The organism is Arenibacter sp. 6A1 (assembly GCF_012272855.1).
Taxonomy (GTDB): domain Bacteria; phylum Bacteroidota; class Bacteroidia; order Flavobacteriales; family Flavobacteriaceae; genus Arenibacter.
Window position 1 is genome coordinate 157,956 of record NZ_JAAXCQ010000006.1, and the last position, 25,931, is coordinate 183,886.

24 protein-coding genes are annotated in these 25,931 nt (G+C 38.2%); 15 read left to right on the top strand and 9 right to left on the bottom strand.

Annotated elements, in window-relative coordinates:
- The first annotated feature begins 11 nt into the window (after positions 1–11).
- On the top strand, positions 12–737 hold the full coding sequence (locus tag HCG49_RS07215) for an RDD family protein (protein WP_168468864.1): 726 nt from the start codon (positions 12–14) through the stop codon (positions 735–737).
- 3 nt (positions 738–740) lie between these two features.
- Entirely contained in the window at positions 741–1,358 is a 618-nt protein-coding gene (locus HCG49_RS07220) for a trimeric intracellular cation channel family protein (protein WP_168468865.1), read from the top strand.
- 79 nt (positions 1,359–1,437) lie between these two features.
- On the opposite strand, the gene HCG49_RS07225 is transcribed toward HCG49_RS07220, so the two are convergent.
- Positions 1,438–2,163: a peptidylprolyl isomerase gene (locus tag HCG49_RS07225; RefSeq protein ID WP_168468866.1), complete on the bottom strand. Its 726-nt coding sequence runs from the start codon at positions 2,161–2,163 to the stop codon at positions 1,438–1,440.
- A gap of 145 nt (positions 2,164–2,308) precedes the next feature.
- Between HCG49_RS07225 and HCG49_RS07230 the strand changes: the two genes are divergently transcribed.
- Both HCG49_RS07230 and HCG49_RS07235 read left to right on the top strand, forming a co-directional pair.
- Entirely contained in the window at positions 2,309–2,950 is a 642-nt protein-coding gene (locus HCG49_RS07230; RefSeq protein ID WP_168468867.1) for an NUDIX hydrolase, read from the top strand.
- Between the two features lie 147 nt (positions 2,951–3,097).
- Positions 3,098–3,901 carry a lysophospholipid acyltransferase family protein gene (locus HCG49_RS07235; protein ID WP_168468868.1) on the top strand — a complete coding sequence of 268 codons (804 nt, stop codon included), beginning with the start codon at positions 3,098–3,100 and terminating at the stop codon, positions 3,899–3,901.
- Here HCG49_RS07235 and HCG49_RS07240 read toward each other — a convergent pair.
- Positions 3,898–4,542 carry a hypothetical protein gene (locus HCG49_RS07240; RefSeq protein WP_168468869.1) on the bottom strand — a complete coding sequence of 215 codons (645 nt, stop codon included), beginning with the start codon at positions 4,540–4,542 and terminating at the stop codon, positions 3,898–3,900. The two genes, HCG49_RS07235 and HCG49_RS07240, sit on opposite strands and share 4 nt — an antisense overlap.
- 6 nt (positions 4,543–4,548) lie before the next feature.
- Positions 4,549–5,043: an RNA polymerase sigma factor gene (locus tag HCG49_RS07245; RefSeq protein WP_168468946.1), complete on the bottom strand. Its 495-nt coding sequence runs from the start codon at positions 5,041–5,043 to the stop codon at positions 4,549–4,551.
- 253 nt (positions 5,044–5,296) lie between these two features.
- Between HCG49_RS07245 and HCG49_RS07250 the strand changes: the two genes are divergently transcribed.
- Positions 5,297–6,589, top strand: coding sequence for an NAD(P)/FAD-dependent oxidoreductase (locus HCG49_RS07250; RefSeq protein ID WP_168468870.1), 1,293 nt, complete (start codon positions 5,297–5,299; stop codon positions 6,587–6,589).
- Positions 6,590–6,627: 38 nt separating this feature from the next.
- Here HCG49_RS07250 and HCG49_RS07255 read toward each other — a convergent pair whose 3' ends face one another.
- On the bottom strand, positions 6,628–7,530 hold the full coding sequence (locus HCG49_RS07255; RefSeq protein ID WP_168468871.1) for a site-specific tyrosine recombinase: 903 nt from the start codon (positions 7,528–7,530) through the stop codon (positions 6,628–6,630).
- 157 nt (positions 7,531–7,687) lie between these two features.
- On the opposite strand from HCG49_RS07255, the gene HCG49_RS07260 reads away from it, so the two are divergent.
- From HCG49_RS07260 to HCG49_RS07270, 3 genes are all read left to right on the top strand, one after another.
- Complete coding sequence (locus HCG49_RS07260) at positions 7,688–8,194, top strand: hypothetical protein (protein WP_168468872.1); 507 nt, start codon at positions 7,688–7,690, stop codon at positions 8,192–8,194.
- Between the two features lie 211 nt (positions 8,195–8,405).
- Positions 8,406–8,822: a type II 3-dehydroquinate dehydratase gene (gene aroQ, locus HCG49_RS07265; protein ID WP_168468873.1), complete on the top strand. Its 417-nt coding sequence runs from the start codon at positions 8,406–8,408 to the stop codon at positions 8,820–8,822.
- On the top strand, positions 8,822–9,541 hold the full coding sequence (locus HCG49_RS07270) for a diphthine--ammonia ligase (RefSeq protein WP_168468874.1): 720 nt from the start codon (positions 8,822–8,824) through the stop codon (positions 9,539–9,541). The genes aroQ and HCG49_RS07270 overlap by 1 nt, the downstream gene beginning before the upstream one ends.
- A gap of 3 nt (positions 9,542–9,544) precedes the next feature.
- On the opposite strand, the gene HCG49_RS07275 is transcribed toward HCG49_RS07270, so the two are convergent.
- From HCG49_RS07275 to HCG49_RS07290, 4 genes are all read right to left on the bottom strand, one after another.
- Complete coding sequence (locus HCG49_RS07275) at positions 9,545–9,835, bottom strand: DUF3817 domain-containing protein (RefSeq protein ID WP_168468875.1); 291 nt, start codon at positions 9,833–9,835, stop codon at positions 9,545–9,547.
- Between the two features lie 73 nt (positions 9,836–9,908).
- A complete protein-coding gene (lpdA, locus tag HCG49_RS07280) occupies positions 9,909–11,300 on the bottom strand; it encodes a dihydrolipoyl dehydrogenase (protein WP_168468876.1) in 1,392 nt (463 codons plus the stop codon).
- A 269-nt stretch (positions 11,301–11,569) separates the two neighbouring features.
- Positions 11,570–12,067: a peptide-methionine (R)-S-oxide reductase MsrB gene (msrB, locus tag HCG49_RS07285; protein ID WP_168468877.1), complete on the bottom strand. Its 498-nt coding sequence runs from the start codon at positions 12,065–12,067 to the stop codon at positions 11,570–11,572.
- Between the two features lie 160 nt (positions 12,068–12,227).
- Positions 12,228–12,803, bottom strand: coding sequence for a collagen-like protein (locus tag HCG49_RS07290; protein WP_168468878.1), 576 nt, complete (start codon positions 12,801–12,803; stop codon positions 12,228–12,230).
- Between the two features lie 166 nt (positions 12,804–12,969).
- On the opposite strand from HCG49_RS07290, the gene glgB reads away from it, so the two are divergent.
- The 6 genes from glgB to cmk all read left to right on the top strand — a co-directional run bounded on the left by glgB (position 12,970) and on the right by cmk (position 23,269).
- Entirely contained in the window at positions 12,970–14,865 is a 1,896-nt protein-coding gene (glgB, locus tag HCG49_RS07295) for a 1,4-alpha-glucan branching protein GlgB (protein WP_168468879.1), read from the top strand.
- A 99-nt stretch (positions 14,866–14,964) separates the two neighbouring features.
- On the top strand, positions 14,965–17,364 hold the full coding sequence (locus tag HCG49_RS07300; protein ID WP_168468880.1) for a glycoside hydrolase family 31 protein: 2,400 nt from the start codon (positions 14,965–14,967) through the stop codon (positions 17,362–17,364).
- A gap of 139 nt (positions 17,365–17,503) precedes the next feature.
- Complete coding sequence (locus HCG49_RS07305) at positions 17,504–18,310, top strand: M48 family metallopeptidase (RefSeq protein WP_168468881.1); 807 nt, start codon at positions 17,504–17,506, stop codon at positions 18,308–18,310.
- A gap of 67 nt (positions 18,311–18,377) precedes the next feature.
- Positions 18,378–19,709, top strand: a complete 1,332-nt coding sequence (locus HCG49_RS07310; protein ID WP_168468882.1) for an MFS transporter — start codon at positions 18,378–18,380, stop codon at positions 19,707–19,709.
- Positions 19,710–20,007: 298 nt separating this feature from the next.
- Positions 20,008–22,458 carry an endopeptidase La gene (gene lon / locus HCG49_RS07315; protein ID WP_168468883.1) on the top strand — a complete coding sequence of 817 codons (2,451 nt, stop codon included), beginning with the start codon at positions 20,008–20,010 and terminating at the stop codon, positions 22,456–22,458.
- A 115-nt stretch (positions 22,459–22,573) separates the two neighbouring features.
- Positions 22,574–23,269 (top strand): (d)CMP kinase, encoded by a 696-nt coding sequence (cmk, locus tag HCG49_RS07320; protein ID WP_168468884.1) that lies wholly within the window; start codon positions 22,574–22,576, stop codon positions 23,267–23,269.
- A 44-nt stretch (positions 23,270–23,313) separates the two neighbouring features.
- Here cmk and HCG49_RS07325 read toward each other — a convergent pair whose 3' ends face one another.
- A complete protein-coding gene (locus HCG49_RS07325) occupies positions 23,314–23,694 on the bottom strand; it encodes a LysM peptidoglycan-binding domain-containing protein (protein WP_168468885.1) in 381 nt (126 codons plus the stop codon).
- Positions 23,695–23,961: 267 nt separating this feature from the next.
- Between HCG49_RS07325 and rpsA the strand changes: the two genes are divergently transcribed.
- A complete protein-coding gene (rpsA, locus tag HCG49_RS07330) occupies positions 23,962–25,803 on the top strand; it encodes a 30S ribosomal protein S1 (protein WP_072762902.1) in 1,842 nt (613 codons plus the stop codon).
- The last annotated feature ends 128 nt before the right edge of the window (positions 25,804–25,931 follow it).

Sequence of the window (25,931 nt, forward strand, 5' to 3'; positions counted from 1 at the left end):
ATAGCACTAATATGTCCAACCTTCAAATCAATACCACACAAAATGTTCCCCTGGATTATAAAATAGTTGGGGTTGGAGAGCGTATTATCGCCTTTTTAATAGATGGTTTTGTGCTTTATCTGTATGCGGTATTGGTGCAATTTATCGGAAAGGGGATAGGATATGTCTTTGAAGATAACTGGACCCAAATTGGTTTGGTGAGTTTGATTTTTTTGCCCGCCATGTTCTATAGTCTAGTAATGCATAGTTTATTCAATGGCCGAACTATAGGGAAAATGTTATTAAAAATGCGAGTGGTACGCTTAGACGGAACCCCGGTTCATTGGTCCAATTTATTGGTCCGTTGGATGCTGAGGTTAGTCGATATTTGGTTGTTTTTTGGGTCTGTAGGATTGTTGACCATTTTATTTTCCGATAAAAAACAACGCTTGGGTGATGCTGCGGCCGGAACAGTGGTTATCAGTACTAAAAACCACACAAAGGTTTCCCATACCATCTTGGAAGAAATAGAAGAAACCTATGTCCCTCAGTTTGCAAATGTTATCGTACTATCCGATAAAGATGTTAGATTAATAAAAGAAACCCTTTATATTGCGAAAAAAAGTGGCGATCATAAAACGCTAAATATCTTAAGGAACAAAGTAGAGAGTATTTTGAATACAAATTCCGATTTATACGACATCCCCTATATAGATACTGTTTTAAAAGATTATAACTATTTCACTCAAAAGCTATAACCTATGTTTTATTTTTTTATTGATGTATTAGGAATTATAGCCTTTTCTATTTCAGGGGTTTTGGTGGCCATGGAAAAAAAACTCGATCCTTTTGGCGTTTTTATCATTGCATTCGTCACTTCAGTGGGTGGCGGTACACTAAGAGATGTGCTGTTAGGAGCTACGCCCGTATTTTGGTTAAAGGAGATGGTTTATATTATCGTCATTACGGTGACTGTAATTTTCGCTATTATATTTAGGGATAAATTAAAATATGTAAGAACATCACTGTTTTTGTTCGATACCATAGGTATAGGCCTCTATACGTTGGTAGGGATAGAAAAAGGGCTAAATGTTGGACTGGTGCCAGTGATGTGTGTAGCCTTGGGAACTATGACCGCTTGTTTTGGTGGTGTTACCAGGGATATTCTTTGCAACGAAATTCCAGTTATCTTTAGAAAGGAAATTTACGCAACAGCTTGTATTATTGGTGGATTTAGTTACTTCTTAATTATTCAATTTCCTATTGAGGTTACTTATGCGAATATTATGGCCATTTGCATAGTAATCGGCATACGATTGCTGGCGGTAAAATTTAACATTGCGCTACCCAATATTTATCGAATCGCTAAGAAAAAGTAAGAGCATTGCCTATTCTCAGGGAAGTAAACCTACCTTGCTTTCCTCATTAGAAACTCTTTCTAAGGGATATGTACCACGGTTATTTTATAACCTCGGCCTTTAAGATATAAATGTTTTTTGAGGGCCAATCACCATTGTCGACCGGCTGTCGGTTTATCTCGTCTACCACATCCATGCCTTCTATTACTTTTCCAAAGGGAGTATAACTGCCATCGAGATGGTAGGAGCCGGGTTTGGTAACCACGATAAAAAACTCGTAAGGCGAGGCAAGTTTATGTGGATTGTTTACTTCACTGCTAGGCATTGATATGGTGCCCCTATGGTGTTTATGTCCTTTTTTGGCATCGGGAGGTAAAAGGTAACGTCCTATTTCTCCTCTTTTTTTGGCTGTTTCCAAATTATCGGCATTGCCACCTTGGATGATGAAGTTTTTTACGACCCTGTGAAAATAAGTGTTGTTAAAATACCCCTGTTTGGTGAGGTATATAAAATTGGCCTTGTGATAGGGAACATTGTCGAATAATTGTATCACAATAGATCCAAAGCTAGTAGTTAACTTCACCTTGTCTTCCTTCAAGGTTTTGCTGTAATTAAAGAAAAATTCTATCGCATTTTCCTCGGTAAGCTTAAAAGGTTCTTCTTCCTCGACCACAGGGGGAGGCAGGGAGTCGGGTTTACTTAAGGTGTCGGCTTTAACTTTGGTCTCGGTAATATTTGTTGTTTTTGTAGCCGATGACTCTTTACAGCTTAGTAGCAAGAGGCTAAAGATAAATAATAAGGAAAGGGCAATTCTTGTCAGTGTCATTCAAGTTAAATTAATAATTTGTAAGGAAGAACATATCCTGGAACTTCCTTTTTTATAGCTTATTTTTTGGCGTTAAATGATAGTTTCAAGCATTTGGTTGCTTGTTTTTACTTAATTTGCTGAAAATTACAAAAAAAATAACAGTGTGAATTTTGATGACTTTTCAGATAGAATTTCAAAAATAGAAAATCTACCGCTTCCTGGAAGGGCTTCGCATTATAAAATGACCCCTTTAATGAGAATTAGGGAATTGGAATCGGAAGCATTCATAAAGAAAAACCCCAAACAGGCCGCGGTTATGGCCTTGTTTTATCCCAGCCTAAAGCACGAGGCTAATCTTTTGCTAATTCTTAGAAACACCTATAAGGGGGTACATAGCGCTCAAATTGCCCTTCCCGGAGGTAAATTGGAAAAGGGCGATGCCAACTTATTGGCTACAGCATTAAGGGAAACTCAAGAAGAAGTAGGGGCGGTGCCAGAAAGAATAAAGGTTATTAAATCATTATCCGAAATTTATATTCCACCTAGTAATTTTGAGGTACAACCCTTCCTAGGTTTGTATAGAAAGGAACAGCCTTTTTTGTTGCAGGCCGAGGAAGTGGCTGCCTTGGTAGAAGTGTCTGTGACAGATTTTATGGATGATAGTAAGGTGGTGCAAAGGAGAATTACTACTTCCTATGCTCAGAATATTCCCGTTCCCGCATTTAATTTTATGGGGTATACCGTATGGGGAGCAACAGCTATGATGCTTAGCGAAATTAAAGAATTATTAAAACAGGTGTTATAAAATATAAATAGTGAATTGTATGGTGTGTATAGTTCTGATAATACAGTAAAATTATACTAGCTTATGCCTATAAGAACATTTTGTAAATTTCCAAGCGGTGTCTAAGATACTTATTTTGTAATTTTGGCCTTAAACCTAAAAAAACATATGGGCTTATTTAAGAAAAACCCTTTCGGACATAATTTGTTTATTAAAAAATGGCTTATACGTATTCTTGCCCTTTTAACACATAAAAGATACCGAGGATTTAATACCTTAGAAATTGAAGGGTCGGATATAATTAGAAATCTGCCTTCAGAAAATGTGTTGTTCGTCAGTAACCACCAAACCTATTTTGCCGACGTAGTGGCTATGTTTCACGTATTTAATGCCAGTTTAAGTGGACGGGAAGATTCTTTGAAAAATCTCGGCTATATATGGCAGCCCAAGCTAAATATGTACTACGTAGCAGCGGCCGAAACCATGAAGAAAAGTCTGTTGACTAAAATTATGGCCTATGCAGGATCGGTAAGTGTAGAGCGTACGTGGAGAGCGGAAGGCAAGGAAGTAAAGCGTCAAGTGAAAATGAGCGATATTACTAATATCGGTACCGCCTTAAATGATGGATGGGTAATTACCTTTCCTCAGGGAACCACTACGCCATGGAAACCCTTAAGAAAAGGAACCTCGCATATAATAAAGAAATATAGACCAGTGGTGGTGCCTGTTGTAATCGATGGTTTCAGACGTTCTTTTGACAAAAAAGGACTTCGCATAAAAAAGAAAGGGATTTTGCAATCTATGGTAATTAAAGAGCCCTTGAATATTGACTATGATAATGAATCTTTTGATTCAATCTTAGAAAAATTGGAATATGCCATAGAACAACACCCTTCCTTTTTAAAGGTGATTTCCAAGGCAGATTTAATGGCCCTGGAAGAGGAAAATAAACAACGTAGGTTTAGAGCCTAAACATCGATATCTTGAAGCTCCTTAAAATTCTTAAGGAGCTTTTTTAATAGAATGCCGTAGAGTAAGAAGTAGATAAAACCCATGACTAGGGTAACTACAAAGCCCAAGATAACTATAGATATGGATAAGGAAACCTTTAGTTTTTCGGGGTTTAACTGCTCTATAGCGTAGCTGTTTCCTAAAACAGACATTGGGTCTTCATTTAAATAAATGCCCCCAGCCATTACTAAAAAGGATATTAAAATTAGAGACAGACAAAAGATGACATAGTACTTTACAGTCTTTCTTGTTTTTAAAATATTCTTCATCAGTTGTTTGGCGTCGTCCAATGCAGAAATTTCCTTGTAGCGTTTGTAGAATTGGAATATAAAATAGAGAACTATGGTGTATTGTAGTACCGTGGAAAATACCAAATAGTTACCTAGGCCCAAATCCTTCCACACCGCCAAGCTTTTAGACATAGCGGGTAAAAAATATATTAAGTGCGGTACTAAAAACTCAATTATACTGATGTAAAATATCCATTTAACAATAGAGGAAGATCTTTTCCATAACATCGTATAAATTTCCTTATAGCTTAACTTGGGGAGTTGCTCCCCCTTTTTTTGCCAATCCTTTTTTAATAACTCCAGCTCGTCCATGGTTTCTTAAGGATTAAGAATTGTTCTTAATTTATGTTTAATTCTATTCATTTTTACACGGGCATTTACTTCGGTAATTCCTAAAGTTTCTGCTATTTCCGAATAATTCTTGTCTTCTAAATACAGAAAAACTAAAGCTTTGTCTATATCTCCCAATTGCTTTAGAGCATTGTATAGTAGCTTTAATTGTTGTTCTTGAGCATCATCATATTGGTCTGCCGTAATCTTAAAAATAACCGACTCATAATCTTGGGTAGGGACACTCTTCTTAGATTTTCTATATAGGGTTATCGCCGTATTTAGAGCCACGCGGTACATCCAAGTACTAAATTTGGAGTCGCCTCTAAATTTGGGGTAGGCCTTCCATAATTGAATGGTGATTTCCTGAAAAAGATCATTATGAGAATCTCGGTCATTGGTATATAAAGTACATACCTTATGAACAATGTTCTGATGCCGCTCTAGTTCGGTAACAAATTGATGTTCTAAATCTTTGGTCAAGTTGGTGTTTATAGAGATTTTCTGATTAGTAGTCAATTTAATGGTTTTGTTACAGAAAAAGTATGGGTTTTATAGATAATTATACATTTTACTTTTGTTAGTTCATAGGGCCATTGGGAGGTGCCTTGGTTAAACTTAGCAAAGCTGTAGAGAAGCCTTGTGTAAAACCTTGATATTCTTACTGTAAACATAAAAAATATTCTTTTTCATTGGTATCGACTGAATGTTTATTTTAGTAGTACAATCCTTATATATGAATATACCACAGTCTAGTTTTCCCAGAGTAGTAATTATTGGTGGTGGTTTTGCCGGAATAGCGCTGGCCAAAAAATTGAGCAAGAAGGAGGTACAAGTGGTACTGATCGACAAACATAACTATCATGCCTTTCAACCTTTGTTGTATCAAGTGTCTACAGGCGGACTAGAGCCTGACTCTATAGCATACCCTATTCGGAAGATATTAAAGGACTTTCCTAATTTTTTCTTCCGCTTGGCCAAGGTTGAAGAAATAAGGACCGAAGGGCATTTGGTGTTGACCAATATAGGAAATATAGCGTACGATTATTTGGTGATGGCTACGGGAGCGGAGACCAATTATTATGGTAATACTGAGATAGAAACCAATAGTATGGCCATGAAATCTATTCCTCAGTCCTTAAACCTAAGGAGTCTTATCCTAGAAAATTTTGAACAGGCACTCTTAACCGATCAATACCATGAAAGGGATGCCTTAATGAATTTTGTCATTGTAGGCGCTGGCCCTACCGGTGTAGAATTGGCCGGGGCCTTGGCAGAAATAAAGAAAGGGATTTTACCCAAGGATTATCCGGATTTAGACACTAGAAGGGTGCAAATTAACCTTATACAATCAGGCGATCGTATTTTAAAGGAGATGAGTGTGCAAGCTTCGGAAAAGGCCGAAGGCTTTTTGGAGGGATTGGGTGTACAAATATGGAAAAACATGAGGGTAACCGGCTTCAATGGAAAAACCGTCACAACCAATACCGGGGAAAGTTTTGAAACGGCTACCCTTGTTTGGGCGGCAGGAGTGAAAGGGGTAGGGGTTAAGGGGTTGGATGCTAAAGAGTTGTTGGTGGGCGGAAATAGATTGAAGGTAAATACCTATAATCAAGTAATAGGACATAATAATATTTTTGCCATTGGCGATGTCGCCTGTATGCAAACAAAGGAAGCTCCCAACGGACATCCTATGATGGCACAGCCCGCCATGCAACAGGGAAAACAATTGGGGGAAAACCTAGTAGCTTTATTGGAAAACAAGCCATTAAAACCTTTTAGGTACAAGGATAAGGGAAGTATGGCAACCGTAGGAAGGAACAAGGCGGTGGTAGATATGGAAAATTTTAAGTTCCAAGGTGTATTTGCTTGGTATGTGTGGATGTTTGTACACCTATTTTTCCTCATAGGATTTAGAAACCGGATGGTGGTTTTTGTAAATTGGGTGTATAACTATGTGCGCTTCGATAGGGAAGCGCGACTCATTATACGGCCCTTTAACAAAGATTATAAAATGTTTAAGGACTAAGAAACTCTCCCTGATCCTTATGTAAGGTTTTTAAGGGTTTAATAATTGTTCCTAGGGTGGTAATATTCCATTACTTTCGTTAAATCTTTCCGGTTTAAATGCATGTATATTTCTGTAGTAGTAATGCTTTCATGGCCCAGCATTTGTTGGATAGCCCTTAAATCTGCTCCGTTTTGTAACAAATGGGTCGCAAAGGAATGTCTAAAGGTATGCGGACAAATGGTTTTCTTTAAGCCAATGACTACCGCCAATCGTTTTACAATAGTAAATATCATGGCCCGGGTAAGTTGTTTTCCCCTTCGGTTTAAAAATAAAATATCTTCATGGCCTTTCTGTATATTTAAATCTAAACGGGTGTTCTCCTTATAAAGGTTGATATATTTTTTGTTGATTTCGCTAATGGGTACAAACCGCTGCTTTTTCCCTTTTCCGGTAACCTTGATAAAATCTTCTTCAAAATAAAGGTCCGATATTTTTAAATCTATTAGCTCCGAAACCCTTAATCCACATCCGTAAAGAGTTTCCAATATAGCCATGTTACGCTCGCCTTCCTGCTTAGAAAGGTCAATGGCCTTAATTAAGGCATCAATTTCTTCCTTGGATAAGGTGTCTGGTAACTTGCGGCCAACCTTGGGCGATTCTATTAAATCCATAGGACTATCCTTGCGATAATCCTCAAATACTAGATAGTTAAAAAAACTCTTTAATCCAGATATTATTCTAGATTGTGACCGTGGATTTAAAGTTAACGATACCTTGTAAATAAACTGTTGAATGGTAGCTGGTGTAATGTCTAGAGGTGATTCCGAAAGTTTGTGGTGCTCTAGGAATTGAATCAGTTTTTCTATGTCCAAGGTGTAATTGGATATAGAATTTAAAGAGAGTCCCCGCTCAATCTTCATATAATGTTGGTAATCTTTTACTGCCTGATGCCATTTCATGGGTTAAATATAAAATAGATTTTGTGTGTATTGTGTGTTGAGATACAATAATTAGTTGTTTGCAACACATCTCTTTAGTTTAACAACATATTTTGTAGTACTATTCTTATTCGCTCTATATTTATGGCTAAACTATAAATCAATTTAAAATTTTATTATGAGAAAAGTATTATTGATTGCAGTGTTGGCATTGTTTGGGTTTAGTGTTAGTGCACAAGAAGGATTTAAAGTTGGGGTCATTGCTGGCTTGCCGGTAGGTGATGCAGCAGACTTATCTAGTTTTAATCTTGGACTGGATGTAGTATATCATTGGGAGGTTTCCGATAGCTTTAGGCTAGGTGTTGCTACTGGTTTTACCAACGCTTTTGGAAAAGAAATGACTTTTAATGATGGTGGAAGTTCCTTTACGATAGACATGGACGATGTTCAGTTTTTGCCAATTGCGGTATCCGGAAGGGTGCTGGCAACAGAAGAATTATCTATAGGTGCAGATCTGGGGTATGCTGTGGGTATTAATGAATTTAATGATGGTGGATTTTATTACCGCCCTATAATAGGTTATAATGTTGGTGAAAAAACTGAATTAAATTTTTCGTATTCCGGTGTTAGTCTAGATGGCGGGTCCTGGTCTACGATTAATTTGGGTGTTTTATTTACGTTATAATATAAAATATAGCCCCTATAGTTGAAGTCCGAATAACTCGGTGACCAATAGTAGGGGCGATATAAAAGATTGAGAATTATATGTTTAAATTGTGTAATTCGTCATCACAAGAAAAATAAGGGAAATCGCGTTTTCTCTAAGAAGGAAGAGGACTAAGGAATACTTTTTAGTCCTCTTTTTTTTATGGAATACAATTTCTTACTTTTATCGCATGAAGATTATAATTATTAACGGTCCCAATCTTAACCTTTTGGGGAAAAGGGAGCCCGAAGTTTACGGAAAAACTACATTTGAGGAATATTTTGCTTCCTTGCAATTTAAATTCACAAGCCTGCAATTAGAGTATTATCAGTCTAATATAGAAGGTGAAATTATCAACAAATTGCATGAATGCGGTTTTGATGGCTACGATGGTATTGTGCTCAATGCAGGGGCGTATACGCATACTTCCATAGGAATTGGCGATGCCGTTAAAGGCATAGAAACTCCTGTGGTGGAAGTCCATATCAGCAATACTTTTGGACGCGAAGAGTTTAGACATGTATCTTATATTTCACCTGTTGCCAAAGGCGTTATTTTAGGTTTTGGATTAAAAAGTTATGATTTGGCCATTCATAGTCTATCGTAATGAAAAAGGCCTATTTTAATTGGAGCAGCGGTAAGGATTCTTGTTTGGCATTATATAAGTCCCTGAAAGAGGGTACGTATACAATATCTAAACTAGTAACAACTGTAAATACAGATTTTCACCGGGTATCCATGCACGGTTTAAAAACCATCTTACTAGAAAAGCAGGCAGCTTCAATAGGAATTCCGTTGTTACAAGTAGGGCTTCAAGGAAATATTAGCATGAAGGCCTACGAGCTTAAAATGAATGAATTGCTCTCAGAACTCAAATCCGATGGGTACCAATATGGGTTTTTTGGGGATATTTATTTAGAAGATCTACGGGCTTATCGGGAACAGAAATTAGTAGAATTTGGCGTGAAGGCTGTTTTTCCTCTTTGGAAACAAGATCCTAAAACCTTGATGTCAGAGTTTTTAAAAGCCGGTTTTAAGGCGGTTACGGTTTGTGTAAATGCCAAATATTTGGACAGCTCCTTTTGTGGGAGGCTCGTTGACGAAAGTTTTATAAACGATTTGCCTGCCAATGTAGATATAGCCGGAGAGAACGGGGAATTCCACACCTTTGTGTTTGATGGGCCTATTTTTAAGGCACCAGTCACTTTTGAGATAGGGGAAAAGGTCCTTAGAACCTATCATCCCTCGGGAGATGATGACGATTGTTTTTCCAAGGATACTTCTTGGGATAACTCGTTTTGGTACTGTGACCTTTTGCCTATTTGATAATTATTGTACTACTGCGGTGGGTTTTAAATACTTTTTATCGATGTAAAAAGTCCCAAATGGCAATAGAGAGGCAATAAATAGGATTGTAAATGTTTTAAATCCCCATTTCTTTTCCGATGTCAATAAGACTGCCAATACAACATAGGCAATGAATAAAAAACCATGTGCGTACCCAATAAAAATATTTGGTTCTGGCATTTGGGCCAAATATTTTAAAGGCATTCCAAGACCAAATAGCATTAAATAAGAGATGCCTTCTAAAATGGCGGTAATTCTAAAAATTTTTAACATCGGTAAGGGGTTTAAAAATAAAATAAAGGCTTGCGCTAGGTGTTTATAAACATGCGCAAGCCTTACTAAAATATTATAGGTGAATAACTTCTCCGTAAGCATCTGCTACAGCCTCCATCACCGCTTCACTCATGGTTGGGTGTGGATGAACTGCCTTCAAGATCTCATGTCCGGTAGTTTCCAATTTACGGGCTACAACAGCCTCGGCAATCATATCGGTAACGCCGGCACCAATCATATGGCATCCTAACCATTCACCGTATTTAGCATCGAAAATAACTTTTACAAATCCGTCCTTTGCACCAGAAGCACTTGCTTTACCACTGGCAGAAAACGGGAATTTTCCAACTTTTATCTCGTATCCTTTTTCTATAGCTTGTTTTTCGGTAAGTCCAACAGAAGCAATCTCGGGAGAGCAATAGGTACAACCTGGGATATTGCCGTAATCTAAAGGCTCTACGTGTAAATCTGCCAATTTTTCAACACAAAGAATTCCTTCTGCAGAAGCAACGTGGGCCAAGGCCTGTCCTGGAGTAACATCGCCAATAGCATAATATCCTGGGATGTTTGTTTGGTAGTAATCGTTCACTAAAATTTTGTCCCTATCGGTAGCTATACCAACATCTTCTAAGCCGATGTTTTCAATGTTTGTCTTAATTCCAACTGCAGATAAAACGATATCGGCTTCTAAGGTAATTTCACCTTTGGCCGTTTTTACGGTAGCGACAACACCTTCTCCTGAGGTATCTACCTTCGTAACCTCGGCAGAAGTCATGATTTTGATCCCTGTTTTCTTAAGGCTACGCTCTAGTTGTTTAGAAACTTCCTCGTCCTCAACAGGAACAACATTTGGCAAAAATTCCACTACGGTTACTTCGGTACCCATAGCATTATAGAAATAGGCAAATTCAATACCAATGGCACCACTACCTACTACAATCATCTTCTTAGGTTGGTTTTCCAAGGTCATGGCCTGTCTGTACCCAATAATTTTTTTACCGTCTTGTGGTAAACTCGGCAATTCTCTACTACGTGCTCCAGTAGCAATGATGATATTGTTGGCTGAATATTCGGTTTCCTTGCCATCGGCACTTTTTACGCTAACTTTTTTACCTGGTTTTAAGGTTCCATATCCATTGATGACTTCGATTTTATTCTTTTTCATCAAAAACTGAACCCCTTTACTCATGCCATCGGCAACATTACGGCTACGTTTTACAACCGCATCAAAGTCCTTGTCTACGTTGTCTGCCTTTAGGCCGTAATCGCTGGCATGTTGTAAATATTCAAAAACTTGAGCCGATTTCAATAGTGCTTTTGTAGGTATACACCCCCAATTTAAACATACGCCTCCAAGGTTCTCTTTTTCTATAATTGCGGTTTTAAAACCCAATTGAGAAGCTCTAATTGCTGTTACATAGCCACCTGGGCCACTACCTAGTACAATGATATCGAAATTGCTCATTTATATATTTTTTTTGATGTCTTAAATTATGAAGTCGCAAAGTTACAAAACCATACTGAATTCCGATTGATGCTGTTTTAAATTAATTGTAATTAAAAAAGAAGCGCAGGCCCACTCGGCTGTCCTGCTCTAGAAGATGCTTTTTCCTAGGCAAGTGGGAAGTAGATGACCAAAGAATGCTTTTTTAGCGCTAAGTGCTGGTGGCGGTTTTCTCTAATGAATTCTTATGGGATGATTTTTATCCCAAATTACGTTTCGGGAATAGGTATTTAGTTTTCGGGTACAAATTTTAAGGCAGCACCATTGATACAATGCCGTTCTCCCGTTGTTTTTCTTGGGCCATCGTTAAAAACATGGCCTAAATGTCCACCGCATACAGCACAGTGTTCTTCGGTTCTTATCATTCCTAGCTTATTGTCCGTCTTAAAGGCAACATTGCCCTTAATTTCCCTATCAAAACTAGGCCATCCAGTTCCCGAATCGTATTTGTGTTCGCTTTTAAAGAGGTGGGTGCCACAACCGGCGCAAACATAGACGCCTTTTTCTTTATTATGTAGTAGTTCGCTCGATCCGGCCGTTTCGGTGCCCGCCTTCCGCAATACATAAAACTGAATATCTGTGAGCTGTTTGCGCCATTCCGCTTCTGTTTTTGTGACCTTATACTGCGTAGCCTTAGCGGTATTGTTTGACTCTACATTTTCTTTTTCCTGAGAATTTCCTTTGCACCCTATAAATAAAATACAAATGATTAGTATTAATTTGTTCATGATATGAGATTTTTTGAAGATTCGATCCGCACTCCTTTGTAATGTTAATTGCAGCATTAAAATAAGTACGTAATTTACCAGTAAAAGGTTTGCTTAAAAAAATAAACCCCTGAAGCTCAACAGCAATAGGGGTTTAGGTAATTAGTTTAATAATGCTGATTTACTGCACAGTAAAACGCGGTACGTCCTCATTCTTAATCCCTATGGTTTTCATGACTGCATTTATATTGGATTTGTCCATTTTGGCTGCAGCAAATTCGCTTGGCAGAATAACAATTCGGAACAATTGGTTGTCCGTAAAGTCAGGATTTAAGTTGGATAGATTAAAATTTCCATCGATAAAAATTTCTACATCTTTATAAGTATGGGCATTGCTATATTGTATGGTGCCACTCGGTAAAAAGAAATTCTGAGGAATAAGGCTCCAGGCATCTGCGCTAGAGTTATCTTGGAACTCAATAGTGCCATCGTATCTATAAACCAATACAGCATCAGATTCAAAGACTTCAAAACTGGTAAAGTCCGAAAAGGTAATAAGGTAAGAATACAAGTTGTTTCCCGCATCGTAATCAAAGTCAATATTATCTACTTCAAAAACTTGAGCTTGGATAGCGTCTTGGCCGTCTTGCCCGTCTTCACCGTTCAATCCATCAAAACCTGGAGGGCCTGCCGGGCCTTCACAAGAAATAATAAATAAAGATATAAACGCGCCGAGTAGTAGAGTGATTTTTTTCATAATGAGTATTTTTAAGGGTTGAAGAATAATTGTTGGTATAATTATTTCAAAAAGCGTTCCACTTTTTAAATAACGGCTTAAAAGTACTGTTTGTTGTTAAAAGTTAAAGCGGTTAAGTCCGATAATTTAATCAAAGTTGTTTAATATTGTAGTAAATAACATAACCATGACTAAAGTAATACCCCATAGTATATTTTCTGAATTTGATATTAATCTTTTTAAGTCAGGAAAACACTTCAAACTATATGAAAAATTAGGATCTCATCCTCTTGAGGTAAATGGAGTTAAAGGTACTTATTTTGCGGTTTGGGCACCGTCTGCAAGGTCGGTCGCTGTTGTTGGCGATTTTAACCATTGGAACGAGGCAGAACATCACTTGCATGTCCGTTGGGATGGCAGTGGTATTTGGGAAGGTTTTGTTCCCGAACTAGGGGTGGGAACATTGTATAAATATCTTATCCACTCTAGTAACCATGGCGTTGTTACTGAAAAGGCAGACCCATTTGCCAAAAGTTGCGAGCATCCACCAAAAACGGCCTCTATTGTCTCTGAAGCTACTCACCAATGGAATGACAAGACTTGGATGGCAACGAGAAAAGATAAAAATGCCCTGGACAAACCTTACGCTGTTTATGAGGTTCATTTGGGTTCATGGAAGCGAAAGGGCGATAATGAGTTTTTAACCTATACCGAGTTTGCCGATGAATTGGTGGCCTATGTAAAAGAAATGAATTTTACCCATGTAGAGTTTATGCCTATTATGGAATATCCCTACGATCCGTCTTGGGGGTATCAGCTTACCGGTTATTTTGCGCCTACCTCTAGATTTGGGTCTCCAGAAGACTTAAAGCTCTTGATTGATAAAATGCACCAAAACGATATAGGGGTCATCCTAGACTGGGTGCCTTCCCATTTTCCTGAGGATGCCCATGGATTAGGATTCTTTGATGGTTCTCATCTTTTTGAGCACCCAGATCGTAGAAAAGGATACCACCCCGATTGGAAGAGTTTAATCTTTAATTATGGTAGAAACGAAGTAAGGGCGTTTTTGATCAGTAATGCCATGTATTGGTTAGATCAATACCACGTCGATGCCTTACGGGTCGATGCCGTAGCCTCTATGTTGTATTTGGACTACTCAAGGGAAGAAGGGGAGTGGGAGCCAAATATTTATGGAAACAACGAAAATTTAGACGCTATTTCTTTTTTGAAGGAACTCAACGAAACCCTATATGCCAATTTTGAAGGAATTCAGATGATCGCAGAAGAATCTACCTCTTTCCCAATGGTAACTAAGCCAGTGAACATGGGTGGACTAGGATTTGGTATGAAATGGATGATGGGATGGATGCACGATACCCTGGAATATTTTAAGAAGGAAGCAATCTATAGAAAACATCATCAAAACGATTTGACCTTTAGTGCTACATATGCCTTTTCCGAAAATTTCATGCTCCCTTTCTCTCATGATGAGGTGGTTTATGGCAAAAAATCTTTGTTGTATAGAATGCCAGGCGATGAATGGCAGCAATTTGCCAACCTGAGATTGTTGTTCGGTTATATGTACACCCATCCAGGAACAAATTTAATTTTTATGGGTGGCGAATTTGGGCAGACAGCAGAGTGGAATTTTCAGAAGAGTTTGGACTGGCACTTATTGCAATATGATTATCATTCCGGTATACAACAATTGGTGAAGGATTTAAATAAACTCTATCAATCCTATCCAGCTCTGTATGAAAAACAATTTAGTCAGGATGGATTTCAATGGATAGATTACGGAGATCATGAAAACTCTGTTCTTACCTATGTTAGAAAAGGACACAATCCTGATAAAGAAATTATAATAGCCTGTAATTTTACCCCCGTGCCAAGAAAAAAATATAGAATGGGAGTCACAAAATCCGGTTCCCTAAAAGAAATATTCAATACGGACGATAAAAAATATGGGGGTTCTGGTATGAAAAATAAGACACTAAAAGTCAGTGATATTTCTTGGCACGGCTTGGATAATTCCGTTGAAATAACGATTCCGCCTTTAGGAATGGTGGTTTTTGAATAAAACCTCTGAAGCCTAAAGTGTAAGTAATAATTGTTGTCGATTGCATTTCGTAGATTGTTTCGAATATGCTTTTTTTGTAATGCAAAAAATTAACGGAATATGATTACCAATACTGAGCTTGAATATAAAGGGAATTTATATCCGAATGACATAGTTGACTTCCGCAGGGATGCCGAAAAATTATACTTTACAACCTCTAATGGGGTTGTATTGGAAATATCCGTCCTTAGAGATAGTGCCTTTAGGTTTAGATATGCCACGGAAAATATATTTGAACCCGACTTTTCATATGCTATTAGTGAAAGCGCTAGTATAGGGTATAATAAGTTGGAGGTAGAAGAGACTGTAACCGAGTATTTGATCATTACTGCAAAACTTAAAATTCTTGTAGATAAACGAACCTTACGGATACAAATATCAGATTTAGAAGGCACCATTATCAATGAAGACGAATTAGGGTTTCATTGGGAAGAGAATTATCAGTTTGGCGGGAATACCGTAAAAATGAGTAAGATTACCCAAAATGCCGAAAGTTTTTATGGTATGGGGGATAAAGCTACTCATTCCAACCTGAAAGGGAAGCGCGTCAATAATTGGGTCACCGATCAGTATGCTTTTAGTAAGGATCAGGATCCTTTGTACAAGGCGATTCCTTTTTATATTGGTTTGCACAACAATAGTGCTTATGGGATATTTTTTGACAATACCTTTAGGACTCAATTCGATTTTGCTCACGAAAGAAGAAATGTAACTAGCTTTTGGGCCGATGGAGGAGAAATGAATTATTACTTTTTCTATGGACCAAAAATAGCAGAGGTTGTCAATTCTTATACAGATTTAACGGGTACGCCAGAATTGCCACCGATGTGGACCCTTGGTTTTCATCAGTCAAAATGGAGTTATTATCCGGAAAATAGAGTCTTGGAAATCGCTAAAAAATTTAGGGATTTACGGATTCCTTGCGATGGTATTTACCTGGATATAGATTATATGGAAGGTTTTCGATGTTTCACTTGGAACAAGGAGTATTTTCCAGATCCTAAGAAAATGGTGCAGGACTTAAAGAACGACGGATTTAAAACCATTGCAATTATAGACCCGGGTATAAGAATAGACAAAGACTATTGGGTTTACCAAGAGGCTAAGGATAATGATTATTTTTGTAAAAGAGGCGATGGTCCTGCCATGCGCGGCAAGGTGTGGCCTGGAGAATGTAATTTTCCAGATTTTACAAATCCCGAGGTACGCGAATGGTGGGCCGGACTGTACAAGGAATTGATTGCTGAAATTGGAATTAAAGGTGTTTGGAACGATATGAACGAACCTGCTGTCATGGAGGTGCCTACTAAAACTTTTCCTTTAGATGTCAGACATGACTACGATGGACATCCTTGTAGCCACAGAAAAGCGCATAATGTTTATGGTACCCAAATGGCAAGGGCTACCTATGAGGGGGTTAAGAAGTTTTCTTTTCCAAAACGTCCTTTTGTGATTACCAGAGCGGCCTATTCAGGGGCGCAACGCTATACCTCTACATGGACAGGAGATAACGTCGCTACTTGGGAACATTTGTGGATTGCCAATGTACAAATTCAGCGTATGTGTATCAGTGGGATGTCTTTTGTGGGGTCCGATATAGGTGGGTTTGCAGAACAACCTAGTGGTGAGCTCTTTGCTAGATGGATTCAGCTGGGGGTGTTCCATCCCTTTTGTAGGGTGCATTCTAGTGGGGATCACGGCGATCAAGAACCTTGGTCTTTTGATGACGAGGTAACCGATATCGTGCGTTCCTATATTGAACTCCGTTACCAATTACTGCCTTATTTGTACACCATGTTCTATAGGTATACCAAAGAAAATGTACCCATGATAAAACCTTTGGTACACTTTGATCAGGAAGACCATCAGACACATTTTAGAACCGATGAGTTTATTTTCGGGGAACAAATATTAGTATGCCCAGTGCAAGAACCAAACGCCCAAGGAAGAAGAATGTATATTCCGAGAGGGACTTGGTACAATTATTGGACTGATGAAGTGATACTAGGTGGTATGGAAAAATGGGTGGTTGCCGGTCTAGAAAAAATCCCCCTCTTTGTTAAGGAAGGCGCTATGATTCCAAAATATCCCGTACAGCAATATGTAGGAGAGGTTGAGGTTAAGGAGCTTATTATGGAGGTTTATTATAAAAATGGGGTGGAAAGATCTTCTGTTTACGAAGACGGACAAGACGGATACGATTATAAAAAAGGAAGGTTTAGTCTTCGAAACTATAAACTGACAGGAAGGGAAAATGAACTTATAATTCAGCAGTATAAAGGTGGAAGTTATATTTCGTCCTATGAAACCATAAAGTTGAATTTCCATGGACTGCCCTTTACGATAGATACCATTGAGATCGACCACGTACAAGTGCCGATAGAAGCGGTGCAGTTGGAAGGTAATAGTAGTATAGTAGTGGATAAAGGTTTTACGAATTTGCACATTTCTGGCTTTTAAATTATTTTGTCTTCAAGAATTGTAAAGGCACTTGATCAAAATCATACTATTGTCGAGATTTCAATGTACGTATGAATCACACAAAAGGCTATCTCTGAGGTAGCGGGGAACAACAAAACGAACTCATAAAATAGAACAGATGAAAAAAATAGCAATAATACTTTTGGTTTTTCTTGGTGTAGCGGCTTGTAAAACCAATCCTTTTACAGGAAAGAAAGTTTTGAATTTTTATCCAAACAGTCAGATTTTTCCAACTGCTTTCGCGCAGTACGATCAGTTTTTAGGGGAGCATAAGGTCATCAAAGAAACTGCTGAAGCCAAAATGATCACGAAAGTTGGGCAGCGTATTTCTACGGCAGCCGAGAGATGGTTAACTGCAAATGGCTATCCTGGATATTTGAAGGATTATAAATGGGAATATAACTTGGTTGATGATAAAACGGTAAACGCATGGTGTATGCCTGGCGGAAAAATTGTTTTTTATACCGGGATACTTCCGATTTGTCAGGATGAAGCCGGTATTGCCGTGGTGATGGGGCATGAGGTTGCCCACGCCTTGGCCGATCATGGCGCCCAAAGAATGAGTGCTGGAACATTACAGCAGTTAGGTGCCGTAGCAGGGAATGTTGCGATACAGGACGAAGAGAAAAGAAATATTTTTAACCAAGCCTATGGGGTAGGTACCCAATTGGGCGGAATGTTGCCTTTTAGTAGAAGTCATGAAACCGAAGCCGATAGGATTGGGTTGCAAATTATGGCTATTGCAGGCTATAATCCTGATGAAGCTGCGGAACTTTGGAAAAGAATGAAGGCTAATGGAGGACAAGCACCACCAGAGTTTTTAAGTACTCACCCTTCCAATGATACCCGTATAGCCAACCTCACCGAATGGGCACCCATGGCTAAAAAAGAAGCCGCAAAATATGGGGTAACCTCTTTCCAGTAGTGAGTAGTAGCTAAAAGTAAAATTTAAAATAAAGAAGCTGTTTTCTCATAACAGCTTCTTTTTATATATGGTCAAAAATCCCCCAATAAAAGGTAGTAGGCAATTGTTAAATGCATGGGCATTTTATGATTGGGCAAATTCAGTATACAGTTTGGTAATTACTTCGGCAATTTTCCCCATCTTTTATGGGGCCCTGTTTCGAATGGCCGAAATAGAAAAGGTGGTAGTTTTTGGGGGTGAAATAGCAAGAGGTCCCCTGATAAGTTATGTTACTTCCGCGGCCTTTCTTTTTATAGCGCTCATAACTCCAATTTTGTCAGGTATAGCCGATTATTTGGGGAACAAGCGCCTTTTTATGAAATTTTTCTGCTATGTGGGGGCTATATCCTGTGTTGGGTTGTATTGGTTTTCCCTAGAACAAATTTATTTTAGCCTAGGCTGTTACTTTTTTGGCTTGGTAGGGTTTTGGGTAAGCTTTGCCTTTAATAATTCCTATTTGCCAGATATTGCTTTTCCAGATCAGCAAGACAGGATAAGTGCTAAGGGGTTTTCCCTAGGGTATATCGGGAGTGTTCTTTTGCTGTTGGTGAATTTAGCGATGGTAATGTATCCAAGTTTATTTGGGATAGAGACAGATGCCGCTGGAGTAGCTGAAATTAAAGCGATGAGGTATTCTTTTTTAACCGTAGGTGTGTGGTGGGCATTATTCGCCCAATATACCTTTTTTAAACTGCCTAAAGGGTATAAAAAAGAAGGCGAAAGAAAACATATTCTGCTAAACGGGTTTAAAGAGCTTAAAAGTGTCTGGCATCAATTGGGCGACCAAGTGCAATTGAAGAGATATTTGGGGGCCTTCTTTGTATACAGTATGGCAGTACAGACCGTAATGTTAATTGCTACTTTTTTTGGGGAAGAAGAAATACAATGGGGATCTGATGGTGAAAGAACCACTGGGTTAATTGTTAGTATTTTGGTAATACAGTTGGTGGCAATTTTAGGAGCGACTGTAACAGCAAGGGCTTCCAAAATGTTTGGAAATATAAAAACCCTGATCGTTGTAAATGCTCTTTGGGTATTGATCTGTATTTATGCCTATTTTGTGGTTACTCCCATAGATTTTTATATTGCAGCAGGCTTTGTTGGAATAGTAATGGGAGGTATTCAGGCGCTTTCCCGATCTACGTATTCCAAATTTATTCCAGATACCACCGATACAACCTCCTTCTTTAGTTTTTTCGATGTTGCCGAAAAAATCGGGATTGTGTTGGGGACATTTATGTACGGCTATGTGGCTCAGGTCACGGGGAATATGCGAAATGCAATTATATTTCTAGGCCTTATTTTCGTGGTGGGTGCCCTAATGTTGACTAGAGTGCGTCAAACTAATAAAGAGGTATAAAAAGTACTGCAATATTTTATTGGTTAAGAGTGGTTTTTAATCAATGAAATACCTTCGCTTAGGCTCCTTGTAGGTATAAAACTCTTACCGTTATTACTGTACTATTCCTCCTAGTGAAAATTGGGGCAGGATTTTTTCTAAAAGTTTTTCCTTGTTGGCACAACAATTGCAAAAACAGAGTGGAAAACAAAGTAAGAAGTTGTCAGCCCCTATGGTTATAGGAGGTTAGCACAATGTGTCTTGAATAAATAAAAATAGTTGTACTGTCTTTCTATGACAGAATGACTGAATAAATAATATGAGTAAATTGAAGAATATAAATTTTGACAGTATGTCACTGCAAGGGCTTGATGAGGATTCGGAGCTAATTCCTTTGATGACACCGGAAGATGAGGAGGAAATAAACAATGAGGCCTTACCGGAAACCTTGCCTATTTTGCCATTGCGCAATACCGTTTTATTTCCCGGTGTCGTTATTCCGATCACTGCAGGAAGGGATAAATCTATCAAGCTAATAAAAGACGCCAATAATGGATCTAAGGTTATCGGTGTAGTTTCTCAAAAAGATGAAGAAACTGAAAACCCTGGTGTTAACGACATTAATACCTTGGGTACAGTAGCCAAGATTCTTAGGGTGCTTCAGATGCCCGATGGGAATACTACCGTTATCATTCAAGGAAAAAAACGATTCGAAGTAGCTGAGGTTCTTACTGAAAAACCTTATTTAACCGCTACGGTTAGAGAGGTGAATGAAGAAAGGCCTATGAAGGATAATAAGGAGTTTTCGGCCATAATAGAGTCTATTAAAGAGCTTTCTTTACAGATTATAAGGGATAATCCTAATATTCCTAGCGAGGCTTCTTTTGCTATTAAAAACATCCAAAGTGATTCGTTTTTAATCAATTTTGTGTCTTCTAATCTCAACTTGAGTGTTAAGGAGAAACAAGAACTTTTAGAGATTCCGAATCTTCAGGATAGGGCATTGGCAGCCTTGAAATATATGAATGTTGAACTTCAAAAATTGGAATTGAAAAATGATATTCAATCCAAAGTAAGAAGTGATATGGATCAGCAGCAGCGCGAGTATTACCTGCACCAACAAATGAAAACCATTCAGGAAGAACTGGGGGGCTTGTCTTATGAGGAAGAGGTTGAGCAAATGCGCGCCAGGGCTAAAAAGAAAAAATGGTCCAAGGAGGTTAAGGAGCATTTTGAGAAAGAATTGACAAAGATTCAGAGAATGAATCCCCAAGTTGCGGAATATTCTATTCAAAGGAATTATTTGGACCTGTTTTTAGACCTGCCTTGGAACGAGTTTTCTAAGGATAAATTCGATCTGAAAAGAGCTCAGAAAATATTGGATAGGGATCATTACGGACTAGAGGACGTAAAGAGAAGGATTATCGAATATTTGGCGGTATTGAAACTGAGAAACGATATGAAATCGCCTATATTGTGTTTATACGGACCTCCAGGAGTAGGGAAAACTTCCTTAGGGAAATCGGTAGCCGAGGCCTTGGGAAGAGAATATGTACGTATTTCATTAGGAGGGTTGCGCGATGAAGCAGAAATTCGAGGGCATCGTAAAACCTATATCGGGGCTATGCCTGGAAGAATAGTTCAAAGTCTTAAAAAGGCAGGGAAATCTAACCCTGTGTTTATTTTAGATGAGATAGATAAACTTTCCAATAGTCATCAAGGAGATCCTTCTTCGGCTATGTTGGAGGTCTTGGATCCAGAGCAAAATTCTGAATTCTATGACAATTTCCTGGAAATGGGCTATGATTTGTCTAAAGTGATGTTTATTGCTACAGCTAATAACCTTTCTGGAATTCAGCCTGCTCTTAGAGATAGAATGGAGATCATTAACGTTACCGGATACACGATAGAAGAAAAGGTAGAGATCGCCAAAAGACATTTGTTGCCTAAGCAATTAAAAGAACACGGCCTAACGGTGAAGGATCTGAAAATAGCGAAGCCACAATTAGAAAAAATTGTGGAAGGTTACACCAGAGAATCCGGAGTAAGATCCCTAGATAAACAAATAGCGAAAATGGTGCGTAATGCAGCAAAATCGATCGCTATGGAAGAAGAGTACAATCTTAAGGTGACTTTTGAGGATGTAGAAAAAGTATTGGGGCCATCGCGTATGGAACGCGATAAGTATGAAAATAATGATGTAGCAGGAGTCGTAACCGGACTAGCATGGACTAGTGTAGGTGGAGATATTCTTTTTATAGAATCTATTTTGTCAAAGGGGAAAGGTACTATGACCATTACCGGGAACCTAGGGAAAGTAATGAAAGAATCGGCGACAATAGCCATGGAGTTTATTAAGTCTAATGCCGATAGGTTTGGTATCGATCCTGAGGTATTCGATAAGTATAATGTGCATATCCACGTGCCAGAAGGGGCAACCCCAAAAGATGGTCCAAGTGCTGGGATTACTATGCTGACTTCCCTGGTGTCTTTGTTTACACAAAAGAAAGTGAAGAAAAGCTTGGCCATGACAGGTGAAATTACGCTAAGAGGTAAAGTGTTGCCTGTGGGTGGTATTAAAGAGAAAATATTAGCCGCTAAACGTGCTAGGATCAAAGAAATTATCCTTTGTGAAGACAATAGAAAGGATATTTTAGAGATTAAAGAAGAGTATGTAAGTGGATTGACTTTTCATTATGTTACCGATATGCAAGAAGTAATAGATGTTGCTATTACCGAAGAGTCGGTTAAAAACGCAAAAAGTCTCTAATAGTTTAAAGAAGGTGTCTCCATAGGATTTTCGAGACACCTTTCTTTTCATTCAGTAACCATTGGATTTATAAGGAATCCTTCGAAAATTCGTTTATTCTTTTTATTTTAACTGCATGGGAAAAATTACAATTGCAATTGATGGATTTTCATCAACGGGAAAAAGTACTATTGCCAAACAATTGGCTAAATCCTTAGGGTATATTTACGTCGATACAGGTGCTATGTACAGAGGGGTGACCCTTTTTGCGATGCGCCACGGATATGTAGGGGGTGAAGAAGATAATATTGACGGACTGATAGAGGCGCTGCCCAATATTAACCTGAAATTTGTCTATAACGAAGCCTTAGGGTTTGCGGAATTGTATCTTAACGGTGAAAATGTAGAGCGAGAAATTAGAACCCTAGCGGTTTCCAGACAGGTGAGCCGGGTTGCTACCATTGAAGCGGTACGCCTTAAATTGGTAGCCATACAACAAGAGATGGGAAAGGATAAGGGAGTTGTAATGGATGGAAGAGATATTGGGACCGTGGTTTTTCCTGATGCCGAGCTTAAAATATTTATGACGGCTTCCCCTGAAACAAGGGCGGCAAGAAGGTATAAGGAGCTTTTGGGGAAAGGTGAAAAGGTGACCTATGAAGACGTTCTTAAAAATGTACAACAAAGAGATTATATAGATTCGCACAGGGAGTTTTCTCCCTTGAAAATTGCAGAAAACTCCATAGAATTCGATAATAGTGATATGGGGCTAAAAGAGCAATTAGACAGGATCCTCAATTTTGCGCTCCGTATTATTGAAAAAGAAAAGTAACAAAAAAGGCCTCTTAAAAGAGGCTTTTTTTATTTATACACCCCTTATAAATTGGGGATTACTAAAACCTGATCAGGATGAATAACATCTGGGTTTTTTAGAATGTTGCTGTTGGCCTCAAAAATTTTATGATATTTCATAGGGTCGCCATAGTAGTGTTTGGAAATCTTACTTAAGGACTCGCCTTTTTGTACGGTATGCCTGTGATACACGCTTTCATCGGCAACAGTTATGTTTGCTTTGATATCCGAAGGCTTTTCGCCTCCGATTTCCTTTATTTTATCCCACAATAAGTTTTTTTCGTATTGGGTGTTGGCTTCTCCTTTAATCTTTAAAACACCATCTTCCTCTTTTACGTCGCCATTTTTAATCTCCAAGGCTTGGCCTAGGTTTAAAACTTCCTGATATTTTGTTTTTATGCTCATAATCGAACTTTTTTAACGGTTAATTCTTCAGTAATCAAGATAAGTAAAATTCAATTCTTTCCCGTTACATTCTACGAAATAGTTAAAATATTAATTATCAATAGGTTTTAGAGTTTGTTAAATCATTTTAAAGTTGTATTTTTGCACACCTTTTTTAAACAAAGCATCAAGAGGAGAAAGGGTATTAAAAAAAAATCTAATATAACATCTTTCACAGGTATTGTTTAACTCTTGCATCTCCGTGGAATACAAATTATTTATCAGCAAATGGCTGAAGACAAAAAAACGGCGCAGGTAGAGGAATCTACTGAGGCCACACAAGAAACAAAGGTTGCGGCCCAAGTACAAGATCCAAAAGAATTTTTGGAAAACTTTAACTGGGACAAGTATGAGCAAGGAATTGAGCGTGTAGATGATTCTAAATTAAAGGAATTTGAAATCTTGGTCGCTGAAAACTTTGTAGATACAGCAGACGAAGAAGTGGTTCAAGGTACAGTAGTATACTTAACCGAACGCGAAGCTATTATTGATATTAACGCAAAGTCTGAAGGTGTAATTTCACTGAACGAATTTCGCTACAATCCTGACTTAAAAGTTGGTGATAAAGTAGAAGTATTGATAGATATCCGTGAGGATAAAAGTGGTCAGTTAGTGCTTTCTCACAGAAAAGCAAGAACTATCATGGCTTGGGATAGAGTGAATGCTGCTCACGACAATGAAGAAATTGTTAGTGGTTTTGTAAAGTGCAGAACAAAAGGTGGTATGATCGTAGATGTTTTCGGTATCGAAGCATTCTTGCCAGGTTCTCAAATCGATGTTAAGCCTATTCGCGATTACGACCAGTATGTGAATAAGACTATGGAATTTAAGGTGGTGAAAATCAACCATGAGTTCAAAAACGTAGTTGTTTCTCATAAAGCGTTAATCGAAGCTGATATTGAAGAGCAGAAGAAAGAAATCATCGGTCAATTAGAAAAAGGACAAGTATTAGAAGGTGTTGTTAAAAACATTACTTCTTACGGTGTCTTTATCGATCTTGGTGGTGTTGATGGTCTGGTACACATTACTGACCTTTCTTGGAGCAGAATCAACCATCCAAATGAGGTGGTAGAATTGGATCAGAAGTTGAACGTTGTTATCCTTGATTTCGATGAGAACAAATCTAGAATCCAATTAGGTCTTAAGCAATTAGAGAAACATCCTTGGGATGCTCTTAGCGAAGACATTAAAATTGGTGATAAAGTTAAAGGTAAAGTAGTTGTTATTGCAGACTACGGTGCGTTTATCGAAGTTGCTGAAGGTGTTGAAGGATTGATCCACGTTTCTGAAATGTCTTGGTCTACACATTTACGTTCCGCTCAGGATTTCGTAAAAGTTGGAGATGAGGTAGAAGCTGTAGTATTGACCTTGGATAGAGAAGACCGTAAAATGTCTCTTGGAATTAAGCAATTGACTCCAGACCCATGGACTGATATTACTGATAAATATCCTGTAGGTTCTAAGCATAACGGTATCGTTAGAAACTTTACTAACTTTGGTGTATTCGTAGAATTGGAAGAAGGTATTGATGGATTGATTTACATCTCTGACCTTTCTTGGACTAAGAAAATTAAACACCCATCTGAATTTGTAACCGTAGGTGATAAATTAGATGTTGAGGTATTGGAATTAGATGTTGAAGGTCGTAAGTTAAGCTTAGGTCACAAACAAACTACTGAAAATCCTTGGGATAAGTACGAAAACGAATTTGCAGTTGATACTTTACACAAAGGTACCATTGCTGAATTAGTTGATAAAGGTGCTACTATTGAATTTAACGAAGATATCGTTGCATTCGTACCAGCTCGTCATTTAGAAAAAGAAGATGGCAAGAAATTGGTAAAAGGTGAAGAAGCAGAATTTAAAATCATTGAATTCAATAAAGAATTCAAGAGAGTTGTTGCTAGTCACACTGCAATCTTTAGAGAAGAAGAACAACGTAATGTAAAAGCTGCTGCTAAAAAAGCTGTTGCTTCTGCTGATGAGGCTAAACCTACTTTAGGGGATGCTAACGAAGCATTACAAGCGTTGAAAGAAAAAATGGAAGCTAACGACAAGAAGAAGAAATAAGCTTTCGTTAATTTTATTGGAAAAGCCTGGACAACCGTCCAGGCTTTTTTTTTGCTTTTTGTTTCATGTCTTTCAGAAGGTTAGATCGTAATTACTCTTTTGTTTAGAATAGATTGTATATTTTAGTT